This is a genomic window from Aquimarina sp. TRL1 (assembly GCF_013365535.1).
GTDB classification, from domain to species: Bacteria; Bacteroidota; Bacteroidia; order Flavobacteriales; family Flavobacteriaceae; genus Aquimarina; species Aquimarina hainanensis.
The window spans coordinates 2,838,063-2,863,081 of record NZ_CP053590.1 but is presented as its reverse complement, the minus strand read 5'-3'; the positions used below and the strand labels follow the sequence as shown (position 1 = coordinate 2,863,081).

1 protein-coding gene is annotated in these 25,019 nt (G+C 42.1%); it reads right to left on the bottom strand.

Features of this window, described 5'->3' with window-relative positions; genetic code table 11:
* Positions 1-38: 38 nt before the first annotated feature.
* On the bottom strand, positions 39-25,019 hold the full coding sequence (locus HN014_RS11470; RefSeq protein WP_176029012.1) for an Ig-like domain-containing protein: 24,981 nt from the start codon (positions 25,017-25,019) through the stop codon (positions 39-41).

The following is a 25,019-nucleotide window of genomic DNA, read 5'->3' as shown; positions in this document are numbered from 1 at the left end:
AATAGAAGCAGGCTTTACATATCTATCTCAGCAGAGTGTTATCTATTGAGATAAATATACCCTGTTTTGGTGATAACCTCTCCCTCTTTATTCTTATACTCTAACATATAATAATAAGTACCTGCTGGTAACAAATCTTCTTCTTTTACTGTTGCTCTACCTTTAGAAGCTCCCGTAAAATAAGCTGTACCTGATTGTTCATATCCGCTAGCTTCAAAAACCATTACTCCCCACCTATTATAAATATATAGAGTATTCTCCGGGTATTGTTCCAGCCCCTCAATTCTCAATCCGTCGTTCATTCCATCTCCATTAGGACTAACTCCTGTGTGAACAATTACTTCTCCTCCACAATCTAAAGAGTCAACATCTACAGTCTGGACCAATGTAATGCTTGATTCATTATAATCACAGGCACTAAGACCATCTGTCTGATCTTTTACTTCATCTCCATCAGTAACTCCATCCCCATCAGTATCTTTTCTAAGCAAATCCGTTCCGTTTGTAATTTCATCATCATTGTTTACTCCATCATCATCACAATCCATCGCCATCCAAGAATCACTAACAATATTTATATCCTGATCTTCCTGATTATAACTACAACCATCAAAAGGATCTGTATCATTTGGTCCTGCTTCTCCATCCCTATCAGGATCTACTTCAACTCCATTTACTACACCATCTCCATCACAATCAGACATCGCCCAAACATGATATGTAGCAGAAGATATATTAGGAATTACCTGATTTAAGACACTACAAGCATCCTGAGGATCTGTTCCATTAATAACTTCATCTCCATTACTATCTCCATCTCCATCACAATCCAGCTGTTCCCAATTAGTATCTGGAGATAAACTTATACTAGAAGCATTGTAATCACAATTGTCCAAACCACTAGTTCCATCTGTTTTTTCATCTCCATCTGTCACTCCATCTCCATCAGTATCTGAATCTATAGGGTCAGTACCATCTGTTATTTCTTCTTCATTGCTTACTCCGTCTCCATCACAATCCAGTACGTTCCATGCTTCATTAGGAGTTGTATCTTGATTTATAGCAAGCATACTACACTCACCTATTGGATCTGTTCCATCAATAATCTCTTGTCCATTAGTAACTCCATCTCCATCACAGTCTAAAGCTTCCCATGCTGCACTTGGTGCCGTATCTTGACTAGCCACTAGTATATCACATCCATCAATAAAATCAGTACCATCTATAATTTCCTGACCATTGGTAACCCCGTCTCCATCACAATCTAACATATTCCATGCTACACTTAGTGTAATATCTTGACTGGTTATTAATAAATCACATTCATCTATTGGATCTGTTCCATCAATAACCTCCTGACCGTCTATCACTCCGTCTCCGTCTGTATCTGGATTTGTGGGATCTGTACCAATCTCTTCTTCCTCTTCATTTGTTAATCCATCATCATCCGGATCAATCATATACTCTTTCTCCGAACTCACTTCTGTAGTATTCCCTACCGCATCAGTAACAGAAACACTTCCTTCTATTGTCACATCAGGATCTGTTAATAAAACCGTTCCGGGAACTTCTACAGAGAAAGCCCCTGTGCTATCTACTGTACCTGTATAAACAGAACCGTCAATAACTAAAGTAACAATATCTCCCGTTGTAAATTCTCCTGTTACAACTCCCGTAATAGCTATAACTCCTTCTGCTTCTTCCCCTGTAACAATATTATCTGTCGTAATATCATCTATTGATAAAGTCACCACAGGAGGGGTTGTATCGATTGTTAATTCCCCAGAAGTGGTATCCGTGGCTGTATTACCGGCTGTATCAGTAGCTGTAGCGGTTACATCATAGCTGCCATCTGTAGTTAGTTCATTACCCGCTGGAATCGTTAAGCTCCAGGTATTGTCGCCATTGTCTACCAGGTTCCCGTCTCCTTCGCTATAGGTAACACCATCTACTGTTACTGTTAAGCTGTCTGAAGAATCCGCTGTACCTGTGATCACCGGGGTTGTATCATTGGTGGTCTGACTAACCACTGTTGGAACTGTAGGCGCTACTGTATCAATTGTCAATTCCCCGGAAGTGGTATCCGTAGCCGTATTACCAGCTGTATCAGTGGCTGTAGCGGTTACATCATAGGTACCATCTGTAGTTAGTTCATTACCTGCCGGAATTGTTAAACTCCAGGTATTGTCGCCATTGTCTACCAGGTTCCCGTCTCCTTCGCTATAGGTAACACCATCTACCGTTACTGTTAAGCTGTCTGAAGAATCTGCTGTACCTGTGATCAACGGGGTTGTATCATTGGTGGTCTGACTAACCACTGTTGGAACTGTAGGCGCGACTGTATCAATTGTTAATTCCCCGGAAGTGGTATCCGTAGCCGTATTACCAGCTGTATCAGTGGCTGTAGCGGTTACATCATAACTACCATCTGTAGTTAGTTCATTACCCGCCGGAATTGTTAAGCTCCAGGTATTGTCGCCATTGTCTACCAGGTTCCCGTCTCCTTCGCTATAGGTAACTCCATCTATCATTACTGTTAAACTATCTGAAGAATCCGCTGTACCTGTGATCAACGGGGTTGTATCATTGGTGGTCTGACTAACCACTGTTGGAACTGTAGGGGCGACTGTATCGATTGTTAATTCCCCGGAAGTGGTATCCGTAGCCGTATTACCAGCTGTATCAGTGGCTGTAGCCGTTACATCATAACTACCATCTGTAGTTAGTTCATTACCCGCAGGAATCGTTAAGCTCCAGGTATTGTCGCCATTGTCTACCAGATTCCCGTCTCCTTCGCTATAGGTAACTCCATCTACCGTTACTGTTAAGCTATCTGAAGAATCTGCTGTACCTGTGATCACCGGGGTGGTATCATTGGTGGTCTGACTAACCACTGTTGGAACTGTAGGCGCTACTGTATCGATTGTTAATTCCCCGGAAGTGGTATCCGTAGCCGTATTACCAGCTGTATCGGTGGCTGTAGCCGTTACATCATAGGTACCATCTGTAGTTAGTTCATTACCCGCTGGAATCGTTAAACTCCAGGTATTGTCGCCATTGTCTACCAGGTTTCCGTCGCCTTCGCTATAGGTAACTCCATCTACTGTTACTGTTAAGCTGTCTGAAGAATCCGCTGTACCTGTGATCACCGGGGTTGTATCATTGGTGGTCTGACTAACCACTGTTGGAACTGTAGGCGCTACTGTATCAATTGTTAATTCCCCGGAAGTGGTATCCGTAGCCGTATTACCAGCTGTATCAGTAGCTGTAGCCGTTACATCATAACTACCATCTGTAGTTAGTTCATTACCCGCTGGAATCGTTAAGCTCCAGGTATTGTCGCCATTATCTACCAGGTTCCCGTCTCCTTCGCTATAGGTAACTCCATCTACCGTTACTGTTAAGCTGTCTGAAGAATCCGCTGTACCTGTGATCACCGGGGTGGTATCATTGGTGGTCTGACTAACCACTGTTGGAACTGTAGGGGCTACTGTATCGATTGTTAATTCCCCGGAAGTGGTATCCGTAGCTGTATTACCAGCTGTATCCGTAGCTGTAGCAGTTACATCATAGGTCCCGTCAGGACTGATCTCATTACCCGCAGGAATCGTTAAACTCCAGGTATTATCGCCATTGTCTACCAGGTTTCCGTCTCCTTCGCTATAGGTAACACCATCTACCGTTACTGTTAAACTGTCTGAAGAATCCGCTGTACCTGTGATCACCGGGGTGGTATCATTGGTGGTCTGACTAACTACTGTTGGAACTGTAGGGGCTACTGTATCGATGGTCAGTTCTCCGGAAGTGGTATCCGTAGCCGTATTACCAGCTGTATCCGTAGCTGTAGCAGTTACATCATAGGTCCCGTCAGGGCTGATCTCATTACCCGCTGGAATCGTTAAGCTCCAGGTATTGTCGCCATTGTCTACCAGGTTTCCGTCTCCTTCGCTATAGGTAACTCCATCTACCGTTACTGTTAAACTGTCTGAAGAATCCGCTGTACCTGTGATCACCGGGGTGGTATCATTGGTGGTCTGACTAACCACTGTTGGAACTGTAGGCGCTACTGTATCGATTGTTAATTCTCCGGAAGTGGTATCCGTAGCCGTATTACCAGCTGTATCAGTGGCTGTAGCGGTTACATCATAGGTGCCGTCAGGGCTGATCTCATTACCCGCAGGAATCGTTAAACTCCAGGTATTGTCGCCATTGTCTACCAGGTTCCCGTCTCCTTCGCTATAGGTAACTCCATCTACTGTTACTGTTAAACTGTCTGAAGAATCCGCTGTACCTGTGATCACCGGGGTTGTATCATTGGTGGTCTGACTAACCACTGTTGGAACTGTAGGCGCTACTGTATCAATTGTTAATTCCCCGGAAGTGGTATCCGTAGCTGTATTACCAGCTGTATCAGTGGCTGTAGCGGTTACATCATAGGTCCCGTCAGGACTGATCTCATTGCCCGCAGGAATTGTTAAGCTCCAGGTATTGTCGCCATTGTCTACCAGGTTTCCGTCTCCTTCGCTATAGGTAACTCCATCTACCGTTACTGTTAAACTATCTGAAGAATCCGCTGTACCTGTGATCACCGGGGTGGTATCATTGGTGGTCTGACTAACTACTGTTGGAACTGTAGGGGCTACTGTATCAATTGTTAATTCCCCGGAAGTGGTATCCGTAGCCGTATTACCAGCTGTATCCGTGGCTGTAGCCGTTACATCATAGGTCCCGTCAGGACTGATCTCATTACCCGCAGGAATCGTTAAGCTCCAGGTATTGTCACCATTGTCTACCAGGTTCCCGTCTCCTTCGCTATAGGTAACTCCATCTACCGTTACTGTTAAGCTATCTGAAGAATCTGCTGTACCTGTGATCACCGGAGTTGTATCATTGGTGGTCTGACTAACTACTGTTGGAACTGTAGGCGCGACTGTATCGATGATCAGTTCCCCGGAAGTGGTATCCGTAGCCGTATTACCAGCTGTATCCGTGGCTGTAGCCGTTACATCATAGGTCCCGTCAGGGCTGATCTCATTACCCGCTGGAATCGTTAAGCTCCAGGTATTGTCGCCATTGTCTACCAGGTTCCCGTCGCCTTCGCTATAGGTAACCCCATCTACCGTTACTGTTAAACTATCTGAAGAATCCGCTGTACCTGTGATCACCGGGGTTGTATCATTGGTGGTCTGACTAACCACTGTTGGAACTGTAGGGGCGACTGTATCGATTGTTAATTCCCCGGAAGTGGTATCCGTAGCCGTATTACCAGCTGTATCAGTGGCTGTAGCCGTTACATCATAACTACCATCTGTAGTTAGTTCATTACCCGCAGGAATCGTTAAGCTCCAGGTATTGTCGCCATTGTCTACCAGGTTCCCGTCTCCTTCGTTATAGGTAACTCCATCTACCGTTACTGTTAAACTGTCTGAAGAATCCGCTGTACCTGTGATCACCGGGGTTGTATCATTGGTGGTCTGACTAACCACTGTTGGAACTGTAGGCGCGACTGTATCGATTGTTAATTCCCCGGAAGTGGTATCCGTAGCCGTATTACCAGCTGTATCCGTGGCTGTAGCCGTTACATCATAGGTCCCGTCAGGACTGATCTCATTGCCTGCCGGAATCGTTAAGCTCCAGGTATTGTCACCATTGTCTATCAGATTCCCGTCTCCTTCGCTATAGGTAACTCCATCTACCGTTACTGTTAAACTGTCTGAAGAATCCGCTGTACCTGTGATCACCGGGGTGGTATCATTGGTGGTCTGACTAACCACTGTTGGAACTGTAGGGGCGACTGTATCGATGATCAGTTCCCCGGAAGTGGTATCCGTAGCCGTATTACCAGCTGTATCAGTAGCTGTAGCGGTTACATCATAGGTCCCGTCAGGGCTGATCTCATTGCCCGCAGGAATTGTTAAACTCCAGGTATTGTCGCCATTGTCTACCAGATTCCCGTCTCCTTCGCTATAGGTAACTCCATCTACCGTTACTGTTAAGCTGTCTGAAGAATCCGCTGTACCTGTGATCACCGGGGTGGTATCATTGGTGGTCTGACTAACCACTGTTGGAACTGTAGGAGCGACTGTATCGATTGTTAATTCCCCGGAAGTGGTATCCGTAGCCGTATTACCAGCTGTATCAGTGGCTGTAGCGGTTACATCATAGGTCCCGTCAGGACTGATCTCATTACCCGCAGGAATTGTTAAGCTCCAGGTATTGTCGCCATTGTCTACCAGGTTTCCGTCGCCTTCGCTATAGGTAACCCCATCTACTGTTACTGTTAAGCTGTCTGAAGAATCCGCTGTACCTGTGATCACCGGGGTGGTATCATTGGTGGTCTGACTAACTACTGTTGGAACTGTAGGCGCGACTGTATCGATGATCAGTTCTCCGGAAGTGGTATCCGTAGCCGTATTACCAGCTGTATCAGTGGCTGTAGCGGTTACATCATAGGTCCCGTCAGGGCTGATCTCATTGCCTGCCGGAATTGTTAAGCTCCAGGTATTGTCGCCATTGTCTACCAGATTCCCGTCTCCTTTGCTATAGGTAACCCCATCTACCGTTACTGTTAAACTATCTGAAGAATCCGCTGTACCTGTGATCACCGGGGTTGTATCATTGGTGGTCTGACTAACTACTGTTGGAACTGTAGGGGCGACTGTATCGATGATCAGTTCTCCGGAAGTGGTATCCGTAGCCGTATTACCAGCTGTATCCGTGGCTGTAGCGGTTACATCATAGGTCCCGTCAGGGCTGATCTCATTGCCTGCCGGAATTGTTAAACTCCAGGTATTGTCGCCATTGTCTACCAGATTCCCGTCTCCTTCGCTATAGGTAACTCCATCTACCGTTACTGTTAAGCTGTCTGAAGAATCCGCTGTACCTGTGATCACCGGAGTTGTATCATTGGTGGTCTGACTAACCACTGTTGGAACTGTAGGCGCGACTGTATCGATGATCAGTTCCCCGGAAGTGGTATCCGTAGCCGTATTACCAGCTGTATCAGTGGCTGTAGCCGTTACATCATAGGTCCCGTCAGGACTGATCTCATTGCCCGCAGGAATTGTTAAGCTCCAGGTATTATCGCCATTGTCTACCAGATTCCCGTCTCCTTCGCTATAGGTAACTCCATCTACCGTTACTGTTAAACTGTCTGAAGAATCCGCTGTACCTGTGATCACCGGGGTGGTATCATTGGTGGTCTGACTAACCACTGTTGGAACTGTAGGGGCGACTGTATCGATGATCAGTTCCCCGGAAGTGGTATCCGTAGCCGTATTACCAGCTGTATCCGTGGCTGTAGCGGTTACATCATAGGTCCCGTCAGGACTGATCTCATTACCCGCAGGAATTGTTAAACTCCAGGTATTGTCGCCATTGTCTACCAGATTCCCGTCTCCTTCGCTATAGGTAACTCCATCTACCGTTACTGTTAAGCTGTCTGAAGAATCCGCTGTACCTGTGATCACCGGGGTGGTATCATTGGTGGTCTGACTAACCACTGTTGGAACTGTAGGCGCGACTGTATCAATTGTTAATTCCCCGGAAGTGGTATCCGTAGCCGTATTACCAGCTGTATCAGTGGCTGTAGCGGTTACATCATAGGTCCCGTCAGGACTGATCTCATTACCCGCAGGAATTGTTAAGCTCCAGGTATTGTCGCCATTGTCTACCAGGTTTCCGTCGCCTTCGCTATAGGTAACCCCATCTACTGTTACTGTTAAACTGTCTGAAGAATCCGCTGTACCTGTGATCACCGGGGTTGTATCATTGGTGGTCTGACTAACCACTGTTGGAACTGTAGGGGCGACTGTATCGATGATCAGTTCTCCGGAAGTGGTATCCGTAGCCGTATTACCAGCTGTATCCATAGCTGTAGCGGTTACATCATAGGTCCCGTCAGGGCTGATCTCATTACCCGCAGGAATTGTTAAACTCCAGGTATTATCGCCATTGTCTACCAGGTTTCCGTCTCCTTCGCTATAGGTAACTCCATCTACTGTTACTGTTAAACTGTCTGAAGAATCCGCTGTACCTGTGATCACCGGGGTGGTATCATTGGTGGTCTGACTAACCACTGTTGGAACTGTAGGCGCTACTGTATCAATTGTTAATTCTCCGGAAGTGGTATCCGTAGCTGTATTACCAGCTGTATCAGTGGCTGTAGCCGTTACATCATAGGTCCCGTCAGGGCTGATCTCATTGCCCGCAGGAATCGTTAAGCTCCAGGTATTGTCGCCATTGTCTACCAGGTTCCCGTCTCCTTCGCTATAGGTAACTCCATCTACCGTTACTGTTAAGCTGTCTGAAGAATCCGCTGTACCTGTGATCACCGGGGTGGTATCATTGGTGGTCTGACTAACCACTGTTGGAACTGTAGGCGCGACTGTATCAATTGTTAATTCCCCGGAAGTGGTATCCGTAGCCGTATTACCAGCTGTATCAGTGGCTGTAGCGGTTACATCATAACTACCATCTGTAGTTAGTTCATTACCCGCCGGAATTGTTAAGCTCCAGGTATTGTCGCCATTGTCTACCAGGTTCCCGTCTCCTTCGCTATAGGTAACTCCATCTATCATTACTGTTAAACTATCTGAAGAATCCGCTGTACCTGTGATCAACGGGGTTGTATCATTGGTGGTCTGACTAACCACTGTTGGAACTGTAGGGGCGACTGTATCGATTGTTAATTCCCCGGAAGTGGTATCCGTAGCCGTATTACCAGCTGTATCAGTGGCTGTAGCCGTTACATCATAACTACCATCTGTAGTTAGTTCATTACCCGCAGGAATCGTTAAGCTCCAGGTATTGTCGCCATTGTCTACCAGATTCCCGTCTCCTTCGCTATAGGTAACTCCATCTACCGTTACTGTTAAGCTATCTGAAGAATCTGCTGTACCTGTGATCACCGGGGTGGTATCATTGGTGGTCTGACTAACCACTGTTGGAACTGTAGGCGCTACTGTATCGATTGTTAATTCCCCGGAAGTGGTATCCGTAGCCGTATTACCAGCTGTATCGGTGGCTGTAGCCGTTACATCATAGGTACCATCTGTAGTTAGTTCATTACCCGCTGGAATCGTTAAACTCCAGGTATTGTCGCCATTGTCTACCAGGTTTCCGTCGCCTTCGCTATAGGTAACTCCATCTACTGTTACTGTTAAGCTGTCTGAAGAATCCGCTGTACCTGTGATCACCGGGGTTGTATCATTGGTGGTCTGACTAACCACTGTTGGAACTGTAGGCGCTACTGTATCAATTGTTAATTCCCCGGAAGTGGTATCCGTAGCCGTATTACCAGCTGTATCAGTAGCTGTAGCCGTTACATCATAGGTCCCGTCAGGACTGATCTCATTGCCCGCAGGAATTGTTAAGCTCCAGGTATTGTCGCCATTGTCTACCAGGTTCCCGTCTCCTTCGCTATAGGTAACTCCATCTACCGTTACTGTTAAACTATCTGAAGAATCCGCTGTACCTGTGATCACCGGGGTTGTATCATTGGTGGTCTGACTAACCACTGTTGGAACTGTAGGCGCTACTGTATCGATTGTTAATTCCCCGGAAGTGGTATCCGTAGCTGTATTACCAGCTGTATCCGTGGCTGTAGCGGTTACATCATAGGTCCCGTCAGGACTGATCTCATTGCCCGCTGGAATTGTTAAGCTCCAGGTATTATCGCCATTGTCTACCAGATTCCCGTCTCCTTCGCTATAGGTAACCCCATCTACTGTTACTGTTAAACTATCTGAAGAATCCGCTGTACCTGTGATCACCGGAGTTGTATCATTGGTGGTTTGACTAACCACTGTTGGAACTGTAGGGGCGACTGTATCGATTGTTAATTCCCCGGAAGTGGTATCCGTAGCCGTATTACCAGCTGTATCCGTGGCTGTAGCCGTTACATCATAGGTCCCGTCAGGACTGATCTCATTGCCCGCAGGAATTGTTAAACTCCAGGTATTGTCGCCATTGTCTACCAGATTCCCGTCTCCTTCGCTATAGGTAACCCCATCTACTGTTACTGTTAAACTATCTGAAGAATCCGCTGTACCTGTGATCACCGGGGTGGTATCATTGGTGGTCTGACTAACCACTGTTGGAACTGTAGGGGCGACTGTATCGATGATCAGTTCCCCGGAAGTGGTATCCGTAGCCGTATTACCAGCTGTATCGGTAGCTGTAGCGGTTACATCATAGGTCCCGTCAGGACTGATCTCATTACCCGCAGGAATTGTTAAACTCCAGGTATTGTCGCCATTGTCTACCAGGTTCCCGTCTCCTTCGCTATAGGTAACCCCATCTACTGTTACTGTTAAACTATCTGAAGAATCCGCTGTACCTGTGATCACCGGGGTGGTATCATTGGTGGTCTGACTAACCACTGTTGGAACTGTAGGGGCGACTGTATCGATTGTTAATTCCCCGGAAGTGGTATCCGTAGCCGTATTACCAGCTGTATCGGTGGCTGTAGCGGTTACATCATAGGTCCCGTCAGGACTGATCTCATTACCCGCAGGAATTGTTAAACTCCAGGTATTATCGCCATTGTCTACCAGATTCCCGTCTCCTTCGCTATAGGTAACTCCATCTACCGTTACTGTTAAACTGTCTGAAGAATCCGCTGTACCTGTGATCACCGGAGTTGTATCATTGGTGGTCTGACTAACCACTGTTGGAACTGTAGGGGCGACTGTATCGATTGTTAATTCCCCGGAAGTGGTATCCGTAGCCGTATTACCAGCTGTATCAGTAGCTGTAGCGGTTACATCATAGGTCCCGTCAGGACTGATCTCATTGCCCGCAGGAATTGTTAAACTCCAGGTATTGTCGCCATTGTCTACCAGATTCCCGTCTCCTTCGCTATAGGTAACTCCATCTACCGTTACTGTTAAGCTATCTGAAGAATCCGCTGTACCTGTGATCACCGGGGTGGTATCATTGGTGGTCTGACTAACCACTGTTGGAACTGTAGGCGCGACTGTATCGATGATCAGTTCCCCGGAAGTGGTATCCGTAGCCGTATTACCAGCTGTATCGGTGGCTGTAGCGGTTACATCATAGGTCCCGTCAGGACTGATCTCATTACCCGCAGGAATTGTTAAACTCCAGGTATTATCGCCATTGTCTACCAGATTCCCGTCTCCTTCGCTATAGGTAACTCCATCTACCGTTACTGTTAAACTGTCTGAAGAATCCGCTGTACCTGTGATCACCGGAGTTGTATCATTGGTGGTCTGACTAACCACTGTTGGAACTGTAGGGGCGACTGTATCGATGATCAGTTCCCCGGAAGTGGTATCCGTAGCCGTATTACCAGCTGTATCGGTAGCTGTAGCGGTTACATCATAGGTCCCGTCAGGACTGATCTCATTACCCGCAGGAATTGTTAAACTCCAGGTATTGTCGCCATTGTCTACCAGGTTCCCGTCTCCTTCGCTATAGGTAACTCCATCTACCGTTACTGTTAAGCTGTCTGAAGAATCTGCTGTACCTGTGATCACCGGGGTGGTATCATTGGTGGTCTGACTAACCACTGTTGGAACTGTAGGGGCTACTGTATCGATTGTTAATTCCCCGGAAGTGGTATCTGAAACAGAAATACTTCCAGAAATTGAAGTAGCCGTCACATCATAGGTGCCGTCAGGACTGATCTCATTACCCGCAGGAATCGTTAAGCTCCAGGTATTGTCGCCATTGTCTACCAGATTCCCATCTCCTTCGCTATAGGTAACTCCATCTACTGTCACTGTTAAAGTTGTAGACGAATCATGTGTACCCGTGATCACCGGGGTTGTATCATTGGTGGTCTGACTAACCACGGTAGGAGTTACAATATCACGATAATCCACATCGCCTCCTGAATTTACATCTCCATCTGCATCAGGAAAATTATCTGTCTGCGTATTATCAAAACTACCATTGACATCGGCATAACTATCCCCATTATCATAACTATTATCTAACCCATTAACTCCAACGGCACCACTTAAAGTGAGCCCTGCTTCAGTCGTATCTGTTGCTCCATCATTATCCGAATCTAAATCCAGATAATCCACTTCATCTGTACCATCTGTATTGACAGGAGTCAATCCTTCATTACCGGACCCTTCATATGCATCATCTAACCCATCATTATCTGTATCATTTCCAGAAGGAGCTATATACCCTGTTGTCGATTGGGCTTCTATATTATCAGGAATACCATCATTTTCTGAGTCTAAATCTAAATGATTAGGTATAAGATCTCCATCTGTATCTAACATACATGCACCCGAAGTCTTTGTTATATTTACATCAATTGCTGTATTAAAGACAAATTCTTCAACTAAGAGAATCTCTAATATATCTCCTTCATTCAAGGACACTGACACAAAATTAATGTGGGGAGCTCCTGAATATACATTTTGTTGTTGTCCTATTTTAGTTCCATTTTTATAAATTAGAATATGATCATCTCCATTTGTCAAATCTATTTGGTACGTTCCTACTTCTTCAGTTCTTATTTCTTTTTTAAATAGAATAGCAAAATCATCTTCCCCATCAGCTAATATTGTTCCTGTATAATCGTCTATATCAACATTTGAATTACTCACAGCAGATCCCCAACCGGAAAAATTAATATTGAATGCTTGGTTTGTTCCTGCAAACTCTGAGTAGGTAAACCTACCTATTTCCGTATAACTAGCAGTTGGAAAAGATGTCGAAGAAGAAACCTCTGTCCAAGCATCAAAAACAGCTGCATCATAAACCGTTGCGAAATACCCTTCGAGACTCAATATAGAAGAAGGTTCACAAGTTCCTAATTCATTTATATCCAATATCCCATCATTATCATCATCCAAATCTACAATATCCGGAACTCCATCTCTATCTGTATCAGTTGGACACACTGAAGAATCAGTATTATCAGTGACTGCCGCTACAACTCCTGTATCATAAGCCGCAGCAATTACAGATCCATCTGCATTTACTTCTCCTTCAGCAACAGTTAACGGATCACCAGTTCCATATTGCCCTCCATCTCCTCCATCGGCATTGTATAGTCCATATGCTTCATTCGCATCAGAACACCCATCATCATCGCTATCTAATTCTAAATGATCATATATGGTATCACTATCTGTATCAATCCCTGCACAAGTATCTGATTTTGCAGACATCGTAAAGTTTTCAATTGTAAAAGAACCTCTAGTTAATGTGATTTTATAATCTTCTAATGGAACTGTTCCTGTATAAACAGTTGATCCATTATGAATATAATTCATGTTTCCTGCCGCATCTATTTCAAGTCTAAAGGTAGTCCCTACAATTGAAGGAGTATGCCACCCGCTTACGGATGCTCCATGACGCACATACATACCATTCGAGGCATTAAATTGAAATTTATACCCTCCGTCGTTCCATGTAGCTCCAGTTATTTCTGTTCCGCTAACAGGAAAAATCCCTATCATACCGTTAACTGCGGCAGTGACAGTTCCTTCCATCACAATTGGTAAGGTAAATGTTTGATCAGAATACGCTGTTGACCAGGCAGCGCCTCCTACTTGTAAAGTTGTATTTACAGGAGAAGAAATGTTCCCTGCTGCTGTTCCATGCCATGTCATATCCCCTGGATTCGTAATTTCTACAACATTACAATCCATCTCATCAGTATCATAAATCCCATCATTATCATCATCAACATCAACTATATCTGCTACTCCATCCCCATCTGTATCTGTACATGCATTTTGAGTATCATCTAATGCATATTCATTATATGTTGATGTATAATTTATAGTTCCTGTAGTACCATCTTCGAACTGATCTAACAGACCATTTCCATTAGCATCTGTTCCTGTATTATAGTTTACAATATCATTATTAGCTATGACAGTATTTCCTGCCTCAACACTATCACTACAACCGTCTCCATCGCTATCCAGATCTAAATGATTAAATACCGTATCCGAATCATTATCAACTGAACAATTTTCTTTTGGATGAAGGCTTGGTTTAAAAGTAGTTGGTACCTTTGGAACAATTTCATAAATACGATTATAATACGTTGCTCCTGAAACTCCTAACAATCTGTATTTGCTATATTTCTGCCCTGTCGCATTAAGTGTATAAGTATAGGTGTTATTCGTTGTTTCCGTTTCACTTAATACCCCTGTAACGTCTACCCATGTACTTCCGTTATATCCTTGCCACTTAAACGTTGCAGTAGTTCTGAAAATACTATAGTTGAAAACAACATCAATCTCAGAAAGTTCTACTGGAAATGCCATTTCTAACTCATAGACAGTCTCTCCTGTGATATCCGTATTTAATGCTCCGTAAGAAGCTATATCATTTAGTACTCCATCATATAATTCAGAAAACTGATATGCGGCATTCGTACTGTAGTTGGTCAGTGTAGTAGTTACATCAGTTATTGCCACCTCACTAGCTGTATAATAACAACTTGGGGATTCCACTGCGTCTAAAACCCCATCATTATCATCATCTAAATCAGATAAATCATTAACTCCGTCACCATCTGTATCCGCACAGACACTTAAGAAATCACTTAATGCATATTGATTATATGTTGACGTATAGTTTATATTTCCTGTAGTACCATCTTCGAACTGATCTAATAATCCATTTCCATTAGCATCCGTCCCTGTATTATAATTAACAATATCATTATTTGCTATAGAAGTATTTCCTGCTTCTACACTATCACTACAACCGTCTCCATCACTATCTAAATCTAATCTATCTGGAATAGTATCTCCATCGGTATCTGTTGTACACGTTGGGCTACTATAGCTGGTTACTTGAATATTATCCAGGTATAAATCATTATTCCCTGTATGCACATGGCGCATAACAATTTTCAAATCTACAATACCAGATTCCGTTATTATTCCTGAGAAAGAATAAGGCGTCATTGTTCCTCCAATATTTCCAGGAGCTGTCCCCAATAACTGATTTCCTACATAGACGTCAAACCCATCTTGCGTTTCATAAGCTGTACTGGTGCTTAATGATCCCACATCTATTGAAACTGTGATTTCATCCCCAGGACTCACCGTTATTGACTGAGTCAATGACACCTCCCAATTAGTGTCATTGTTGATTATATAACGCCCCCCTGAAGCATTTCCTAAGGAAGGGGACACATTCCATCCAGTAGCATCATTAGTTCCAAAATCCCCATTAGTTACCACTGGTATTACATCGCATTCATCTATATCTAAAACCCCATCATTATCATCATCGATATCAATTAAATCTCCTATTCCATCCCCATCTGTATCCGTACAAGAGTTTGCCGTATTTATTGTTGCAAAATAATACGTTGAGGAATAGTTTATAGTTCCTGTCGTTCCATCTTCGAACTGATCTAATAATCCATTTCCATTGGCATCAATACCTGTATTATAATTAACAATATCATTATCTCCTACTAATGTATTTCCCGATTCTACACTATCACTACAGCTATCCCCATCACTGTCTAAGTCCAGGCTATTAATTAATGTATCTCCATCTGTATTTACAGAATTACAAACATTTGAAATAATACTAAACCCTTCATCTCTTAAATCTGCAACTCCTGCTAAAGCCACATGAGACGCATTTAGCTCAAATGCGGACGGCAATAAATTGGTATTAAAAATAATCTTCCACGTAGGAGGGCTTGAATTTTCATACTCCGCACCTTGGAAAATAGCTTGTCCAGATGTAATCACTGTACCATCTGCTATATCTAATTGATTATCCGGATCTACTACCACTGCAGAAACAGCTGGTGTCCAGGTAAGTGTAATTGTTTGCTCGTCATTATCATTTTCGGCATCTGTATTCCCTAATAAATCAGGTCCCCACTCAATACTCTCCAGTAAACCTCCTGTTTGAGGGGTGATTGTAATTGTAGTTTCATAATCTCCTAAATTCGTATCATCAACGATATAATGCAATCCTCCTGCTACTGGAACAATATTAGCTGCAACCAGTGCCGCACTTAAATTAGAAAACTGAACATCATAATCTGCAACTCCGGGACCATTCGTAAACGTTCCTTCAATTTGCTGGCTCCCTGCTGTAAGTACCGTATTAGTTACGGCTGCGGCTCCAACCCCACATGCCAACTCAGTTACATCTAATGCGCCATCATTATCATCATCTATATCTACTAAATCATTAACTCCATCCCCATCTGTATCTGCACATGCATTGGTAACAGCACTCAGGGCATAATAATAAGTAGAAGCGTAATTAATATTTCCCGTAGTACCATCTTCGAACTGATCTAATAATCCATTGCCATTAGCATCTGTTCCTGTATTATAATTAACGATATCATTATTAGCAACTGTTGTATTTCCTGCTTCAACACTATCACTACATCCATCGCCATCACTGTCTAAATCCAAATGATTAAATACTGTATCCGAATCGGTATCTATCGAACAATCTCCTTTTGGATGTAAACTTGCTTGATACGAGCTATCAACTTTTGGTACTATTTCATAAATACGATTATAATAGGTTGCTCCTGAAACTCCTAATAATCTGTATTTGCTATATTTCTGCCCTGTCGCATTAAGCGTATAGGTATAGGTATTATTGGTTGTTTCCGTTTCACTTAATACTCCTGTTACATCTACCCATGTACTTCCGTTATATCCTTGCCATTTAAATGTAGCTGTTGTTCTGAAAATACTGTAATTAAAAATTACATCTATTTCTGAAAGTTCTACAGGGAATTCTAACTCTAGCTCATAAACCGTTTCTCCTGTAATATCGGTATTCAAAGCACCATAAGCTGCTATATCATTTGTAACTCCATCATATAATTCAGAGAACTGATAAGCTGCATTGGTGCTATAATTCGTTAAGGTAGTAGTTGCATTGTTAAACGCGACCTCATTCTCAGCATAGTAACATGAAGGTGATTCAACCGCATCTAATGCTCCATCATTATCATCATCTATATCTGTAAGATCATTTACCCCATCACCGTCAGTGTCGGCACAAAAATTAAGAAAATCGCTTAATGCATATTGAGTATATGTCGATGTATAATTTATATTACCAGTAGTGCCATCTTCAAACTGATCTAATAATCCGTTAGTATTTGCATCCGTTCCTGTATTGTAGTTAACAATATCGTTATTAGCGATAGAAGTATTTCCTGCTTCTACACTATCACTACAACCATCGCCATCACTGTCTAGATCTAAATGATCAGGAATGGTATCTCCATCTGTATCAATACTGATACATCCTCCTACAATTGGTACGACCTGATCTCCTTCTAAAATTCGGACTCCATCAACTACAGGATAATTGTAAGCAGCAGACCCTCCTACATGATTATCACTTCCTGAGTGAGCAAAAAATTCTAATCGTTGAGTTTCTCCTGTAGCTGTAAACAATAATCTTTGTTCTTCCCATATCTGATTTCCTTCTCCAAGATAAGGTTGTTCATTACTCGCTTTTGTTTCACTACCAAATAAAATGTCATATCTGGCATTATCATTTAATGCTGTTGTTCCTTCAATTCCAGCATGGGCTTGATAGAAGACAACCGTATATTCCTGACCAATCGTTAGCCCAGAAATATTTGTATAAAAAGATTCTCCTGTTCCGCCATTATTAGTCCATCCTCCCACAAATACACCACCATCAGGTGAAGATGGAGTTCCATCTGCAATTCCTCCCCAGGTACCTGAACCTGTATTAGGCATTGGAGACAACCATGAATCGGCACTTCCCGTTCCATTATTCCAACCACCAGCTGTAACATTACTATTATAAGCATCTGAACTCGCTACCCCTACTAAATCTTCAAAAGTACCGTCAACTCCTAAATCGACTACTGTATTACAATTCGACCCTTCATCTATATCCAAAACCCCATCATTATCATCGTCAATATCAATCAAATCTCCTACTCCATCCCCATCTGTATCAGCACAAACATTAAATACATTATCTATGGCGTATGAATACGTTGAATTATAATCAATAGTTCCTGTCGTTCCATCTTCAAACTGATCTAATAATCCATTTCCATTGGCATCAGTACCTGTATTATAATTAACAATATCATTATCTCCTACTAATGTATTTCCCGATTCTACACTATCACTACAGCTATCCCCATCACTGTCTAAGTCCAGGCTATTAATTAATGTATCTCCATCTGTATTTACAGAATTACAAACATTTGAAATAATACTAAACCCTTCATCTCTTAAATCTGCAACTCCTGCTAAAGCCACATGAGACGCATTTAGCTCAAATGCGGACGGCAATAAATTGGTATTAAAAATAATCTTCCACGTAGGAGGGCTTGAGTTTTCATACTCCGCACCTTGGAAAATAGCTTGTCCAGATGTAATCACTGTACCATCTGCTATATCTAATTGATTATCCGGATCTACTACCACTGCAGAAACAGCTGGTGTCCAGGTAAGTGTAATTGTTTGTTCGTCATTATCATTTTCGGCATCTGTATTCCCTAATAAATCAGGTCCCCACTCAATACTCTCCAGTAAACCTCCTGTTTGAGGGGTGATTGTAATTGTAGTTTCATAATCTCCTAAATTCGTATCATCAACGATGTAATGCAATCCTCCTGCTACTGGAACAATATTGGCTGCAACCAGTGCCGCACTTAAATTAGAAAACTGAATATCATAATCTGCAACTCCGGGACCATTCGTAAACGTTCCTTCAATTTGCTGGCTCCCTGCTGTAAGTACCGTATTAGTTGCGGCTGCGGCTCCAACCCCACATGCCAACTCAGTTACATCTAATGCGCCATCATTATCATCATCAATATCTACTAAATCATTAACTCCATCTCCATCTGTATCTGCACATGCATTGGTAACAGCACTCAGGGCATAATAATAAGTAGAAGCGTAATTAATATTTCCCGTAGTACCATCTTCGAACTGATCTAATAATCCATTGCCATTAGCATCTGTTCCTGTATTATAATTAACGATATCATTATTAGCAACTGTTGTATTTCCTGCTTCAACACTATCACTACATCCATCGCCATCACTGTCTAAATCCAAATGATTTAATATTGTATCTGTATCCGTATCAATACTACATGAGTTTTTAGGATGTAATCCAGCGACATAACCTGAAGCGACATTAGAAGTTATCTCACCGATGGTTGTAGATGTAACTGTCGTACCCCCATTTACACCAACTATTCGATAAAATTTATATTCATTTGAATTAGTACTTGTAAAAACTTTATCAGAAGTTGTAGCCATATCAACCGCTACACTGGCATCTACCCAAGTTACTCCATCGATGGAACCTTGTAATTTTGCCGTTACTCCTGCTCCCCACGTCGTATTATTAATTAAGGTTACATCCGATAATTCCACCAATGATGGATATTCGATTATAAACAAACCTGAACCAATAATATTCTGTCCTGCATCAAAATTGAATGTATAGGTTGTCGCTTCATCATGTAATAACTGAATATCTCCATCTAATTGATCATCATCAGGGCTTGTTAGTTCTGAAGTTATCTTTACAATAGTCCCTATCTCTTCCTCGGAATAAAAACAATCTGTTGCCTCAGATTCATCCAAAATTCCATCATTATCATCATCAATATCTACTAAATCATTAACTCCATCTCCATCTGTATCTGCACAACTATTCAGCACCTCTGATATTGCGTATAATTCATAGGTAGAAGAATAATTTATATTCCCTGTTGTTCCATCTTCGAACTGATCTAACAACCCATTTCCATTGGTATCTGTTCCTGTATTATAATTAACAATATCATTGTTAGCAACTAAAGTATTTCCTGATTCGACTCCATCACTACACCCATCTCCATCACTATCTAAATCCAGATGGTTAGGTATTGTATCTCCATCAGTATCAACATCAGAACAAAAAACTTGCGAATTTCCACTTGCTACTCCAATGTCAATCGTTAGCCCCTGGTTGGCTCCAGCATATTCATTGACATATAACTTCAGTTTATCCCCTTCTTCGAAATAAATATTATTAATTCCTGGGCTAGCTACTGTCCAATTAGGTTCACAAAACAAAACCGTTTCTACCCCGTTGTTATCTTCTTTGATAGCCATTTTACTATCATGTGTTCCTGATGAGGGTAAAATATCATAATACCCTTCTTCTGATGCTGAAAATGTATGAATATGCTCAATAATCCAATAAGATCCTGTTGGGTTGCTTCCTGTAACCGAACCTCCATTAGAGTTTAACGTTGATAATAAGGTAGATGCTCCTCCATTATACCAATCTACTTTTAACTGCCCAGGGAATTCATTCATGGTTCCAGAAGCAATGAGAGTGGCTGCTGCTAATCCTAAATTATCTCCACAACTTGGTCCGCTTCCTCCCTGATATACATTAATATCCCAAGCACTATCATAGTTTGGTGTTGATGAACACTGTCTTTCTACATAATCTAGAATACCATCATTATCATCATCAATATCAATTAAATCTCCTACTCCATCTCCATCTGTATCTGCACAAACGTTAAGTGTATTATCATCGGCATAATCTGTATACGTAGACGTATAATTTATAGTTCCTGTGGTTCCATCTTCAAACTGATCCAATAATCCATTACCATTCGCATCTGTTCCTGTATTGTAATTAACAATATCATTATTAGCAACTGTTGTATTTCCTGCTTCAACACCATCACTACACCCATCTGCATCACTGTCTAAATCCAAACTATTGATCAACGCATCTCCATCTGTATTCACTGCATTACAAACATTTGCAATAATACTAAACCCTTCATCTCTTAAATCTGCTACTCCTGCTAAGGCTACATGAGACGCATTTAGCTCAAATGCAGACGGCAATAAATTGGTATTAAAAATAATCTTCCAAGTAGGTTGACTGGTATATTCAAACTCTGTTCCCTGAACAATTGCCTGCCCTGAATTTATTGTAGTTCCATCTGCAATATCTAACTGATTATCTGGGTCAATTACTGTTGCTGAAATGGCAGGGCTCCAGGTTAATGTTATGGTTTGTTCATCATTATTATTTTCTGTATCAGTATTCCCTAATAATGCAGGTCCCCACTCAATGCTCTCCAATAAAGTTCCTGTTTGAGGTGTTATTGTAATTGTCGTTTCGTAATCTCCTAAATTTGTATCATCAACGATGTAATGCAACCCTGCTGTTACCGGAACAATATTAGCGGCAACCAATGCTGCACTTAAGTTAGAAAACTGAACATCATAATCTGCAACTCCGGGACCATTCGTAAACGTTCCTTCAATTTGCTGGCTCCCGGCAGTAAGTACCGTATTAGTTACAGCTGCGGCACCATTACCACACCCTAATTCAGTTACATCCAGTGCTCCATCATTATCATCGTCTATATCAGCTAAGTCATTAACCCCGTCTCCATCAGTATCTGCACATGCATTCGTAACAGCACTTAAGGCATAATAATAAGTAGAAGTGTAATTGATATTCCCTGTGGCTCCATCTTCGAACTGATCCAATAATCCATTGCCATTGGCGTCAGTTCCCGTATTATAATTAACAATATCATTATTCGCAATAGCTGTATTACCTGCCTCTACACTATCACTACATCCATCGCCATCACTGTCTAAATCCAAACGGTCCGAAATGGTGTCATTATCAGTATCCAAATCTTCACAATAATTCCTCTTAAGGTAAATATCTCCAAAAGCAACATCCTGAGCTGAAGCAGGATTATTCTCATAAATTTCTACTTTAGCAATATTATCACTTGAAGACTGAAAACTAAAAATTGTTCCTCCATCAGGGGCTGTATCAGAATACAACAAATTATCATCTGAGTCATACACATTAAAGTAAATAGTCCCTCCATTTCCAGCAGGATCTCCATGCATTTCTATATAATTCACATCTTGAGTAAAGGTCATCCCAACACCGGACCAGTTTAAAGTTCCAGATGTATTAGTTCCCCCTACTACAAGGTTATCAACAAATCCTCCATGGCTACTTCTGATAACAGAATGATACCCACTCAATGAATAAAATGAAATTCCATATGTAGCTTCTAATTGATTACTTAATTCTGAATTTGCCGCAATAGAAGATAAATCAATTAAAGTTCTTGTTACAAATGATTGAGAACAATCTTTCTCCATAGTATCTAACACTCCATCATTATCATCATCAATGTCTGTGATATCCAACACCCCATCACAGTCTGAATCCCCTGATGTTTCCACCATTGTTGTTCCTTCTCCATTGATCCCACTATAACAATCATCTGATGCGCTGTAAAATGCAGCATAGTATATCCCTGCTGTAACAGCAGCTGGAGTTCCGACTTTATTAGCTGTTGTTGCCGGGGTTCCCGTATGCCATGTAAGTGATGTATTTACAGGTCCATTACTTGCTGTTATACTTGTAAGATCATAGGTATGGACTGGGCATACATTTGATATGGTTGTCGATGATAATGCCGGAGCATCTATCCCCGCCGGACATGGGAAACACTCCTCTGTTAAAACTGTTACTGCATCAATTAACAATAAAGATTGTCCAGCTCCTGCAGGCGTTAACCGAATGTATTGATAGGACGTTGTTACACTGGATGGTATAGTATAACTTATCTGATCATATACTCCTGCTGTTTCTGAGGTCGGTGTTATTTCTGAGGATTCTGTGGTATATGTAATATTATCATCTGAGAAAGCGATTGTCATTCCCCGGGCATACCCACTACTCCATCTTCTAGCATATATCCGAACCTCTGAGCCTCCGGAAAAGGCAGTTCCATAAGATAAGACTGTTGCCGTAGTATTATAAATACTTGTCCGGTTAGCTACTACATCAACTCCTGCTCCATCAATATCCGGAGCTCCTGCTGCTCCATCAACAGCTCCCCAACTAGCATTTGCATTAGGGGATGCTGTCAGTGCATTTTGAGTGTCATTAATAGAACCAAATTCACATACTAATTCAATAGTAATTTCTTTTACACATGAAATTTCTCCTGATGCATTTTCTACCTGCACATAAATACTGTATTCAATCGGATCTGTAAGAGTTGAGCCATCTGCGACAGTTATTTCTCCAGTCGTAGCATTAATCTGAAAAATTCCCAGTAAATCAGCCGGACCAACAATAGTCCAATCTGCTAATGTAGTTCCTGAATCTACATTGGCATCTACAATTCCATTTCCGGGATCGGAAACTCCATCCACGGGATCTCCATTAGAAAATGCATCTACTGTTAATGAAAATTGCTGATTACTTATTATATCTGGAGGGGCAATTTGATTAATATTTACAAACCCACCTGCAAAACCATCTTCCGGGGTAGTACTCGTAGAAGCTGTACCATGAGCTCCTCCTGATACATCTAATGAAATTGCTGCTGGCACAGAAGTTCCTCCTAGGAAAAATGCACCACCCCCACCTCCTCCTCCAGAAGAGTGGTTACTTGTTGCATTACCTCCATTACCTCCTTTTAGAGAAACTGGTATGGTTCCAGAAAAAGTAGTTGCATCGGTATAAAAAGTTCCCCCTGCTCCTCCTCCTGCGGATCCATCTCCTGATGTACAAGTATCTCCATTTTCTCCATTAGCAAGAATACTTCCTCCATTCCCATTAATTTCATTGGCAAAAACGAAAATAATTCCTCCACCGATTCCTCCTATGGAAACTCCGGCATCGTTACTATCTCCTGCTCCTCCTCCACCTCCCATAATTGGGTATCGAACTACTGTAGGTGTCTGACCACCTAACGAACTTCCACATCCTCCGAATGCGTCTCCTCCGATTCCTCCTGATTGAATAACATTAGAACCGGCGTATTCTCCACCTCTTCCTCCTACTCCAAAGTTTCCTCCACCTGCTCCCGCAGCATTAACCCAGTTTCCTGCTCCTCCTCCATTCGCTTGTTTCCCTCGTTTTCTATCTCCTACAGTAAACTTAGCAACCCCTTCTCCTTTTTGTGCTCCCGAGGTTCCTATATATCCAGGAATACTACCGTCTGTAGTATTAATTGCACCTCCTCTGAATCCCGAATTTGAAATATTGATATTGGCATCTAATTGCAAAACATCTGCTTTCAGGGCTATAACTCCTCCTTTTGTCCCATCAAAAGCCACTCCTGTTATTTCTGAAGTTACTGTTGTCAGCGCATTAGACGAATAATCCGGGACTTTTATTATTTGGACTGTACCATTGACATCATATGTATTGGTTATACTCGAAAAAGAAATATCATTTGAAGATATGCCTGAGATAGTGACTAATTCGTAATCTCCTACCCCATTATAATCTGTTACTGTACCGTATTGATCACTATCTGTGGTATTTACTACTGCCCCCTGCATCTGGATAATCATTACCAAATCTCCTATTGAAAAAGAAGAAGCATCGTCTACTGTAAAAGTTGTTCCACTGATACCTGTAACAGAAGCGTAACTATTTACGGTTCCTCCTATATTTTGAAAACTGTATTCGTAATTCGAAACCTGAACAGGGTTTATAGCTTCTCCAATTTCTAATTTCCAATTCCCTCCAGCTCCAGTAATATCTGTAGATGCTGCAACTGAAAGAGATAATTGTTCCTCTAAATACTGAATCGTTTCTTTCCCTACTGTTCCTTTTGCAAAATTGCATCCGTAAATACTCAAGTTCTTTATGGCTGCTCTATCTATTGCTAATGACAGAAACCAGTCGACAATTTCTTCTTTTTTATGCCACTTTCCTTCTAAAAACAATTCTCCCGGTCTGGCATGACTAAAAACCTGGATTTCTTCCGGAGCTTTTGATTCAAAAAACTGCTCCTTACTATATACATCTATTGCTTTTTTTACCGATAAGTGATTTACAATTATTTTAGGTTCTTCTATTCCTTTGTCAATAATTGCCAGCGATGTTTGTGCGGTGCTCCTTATTCCAAACAATAAAGAAAAAGATAATACGATTATTGTTGTTGAAAGATTAAAGATAAAGACAGAGCTAACGTATTTTTTACTCAT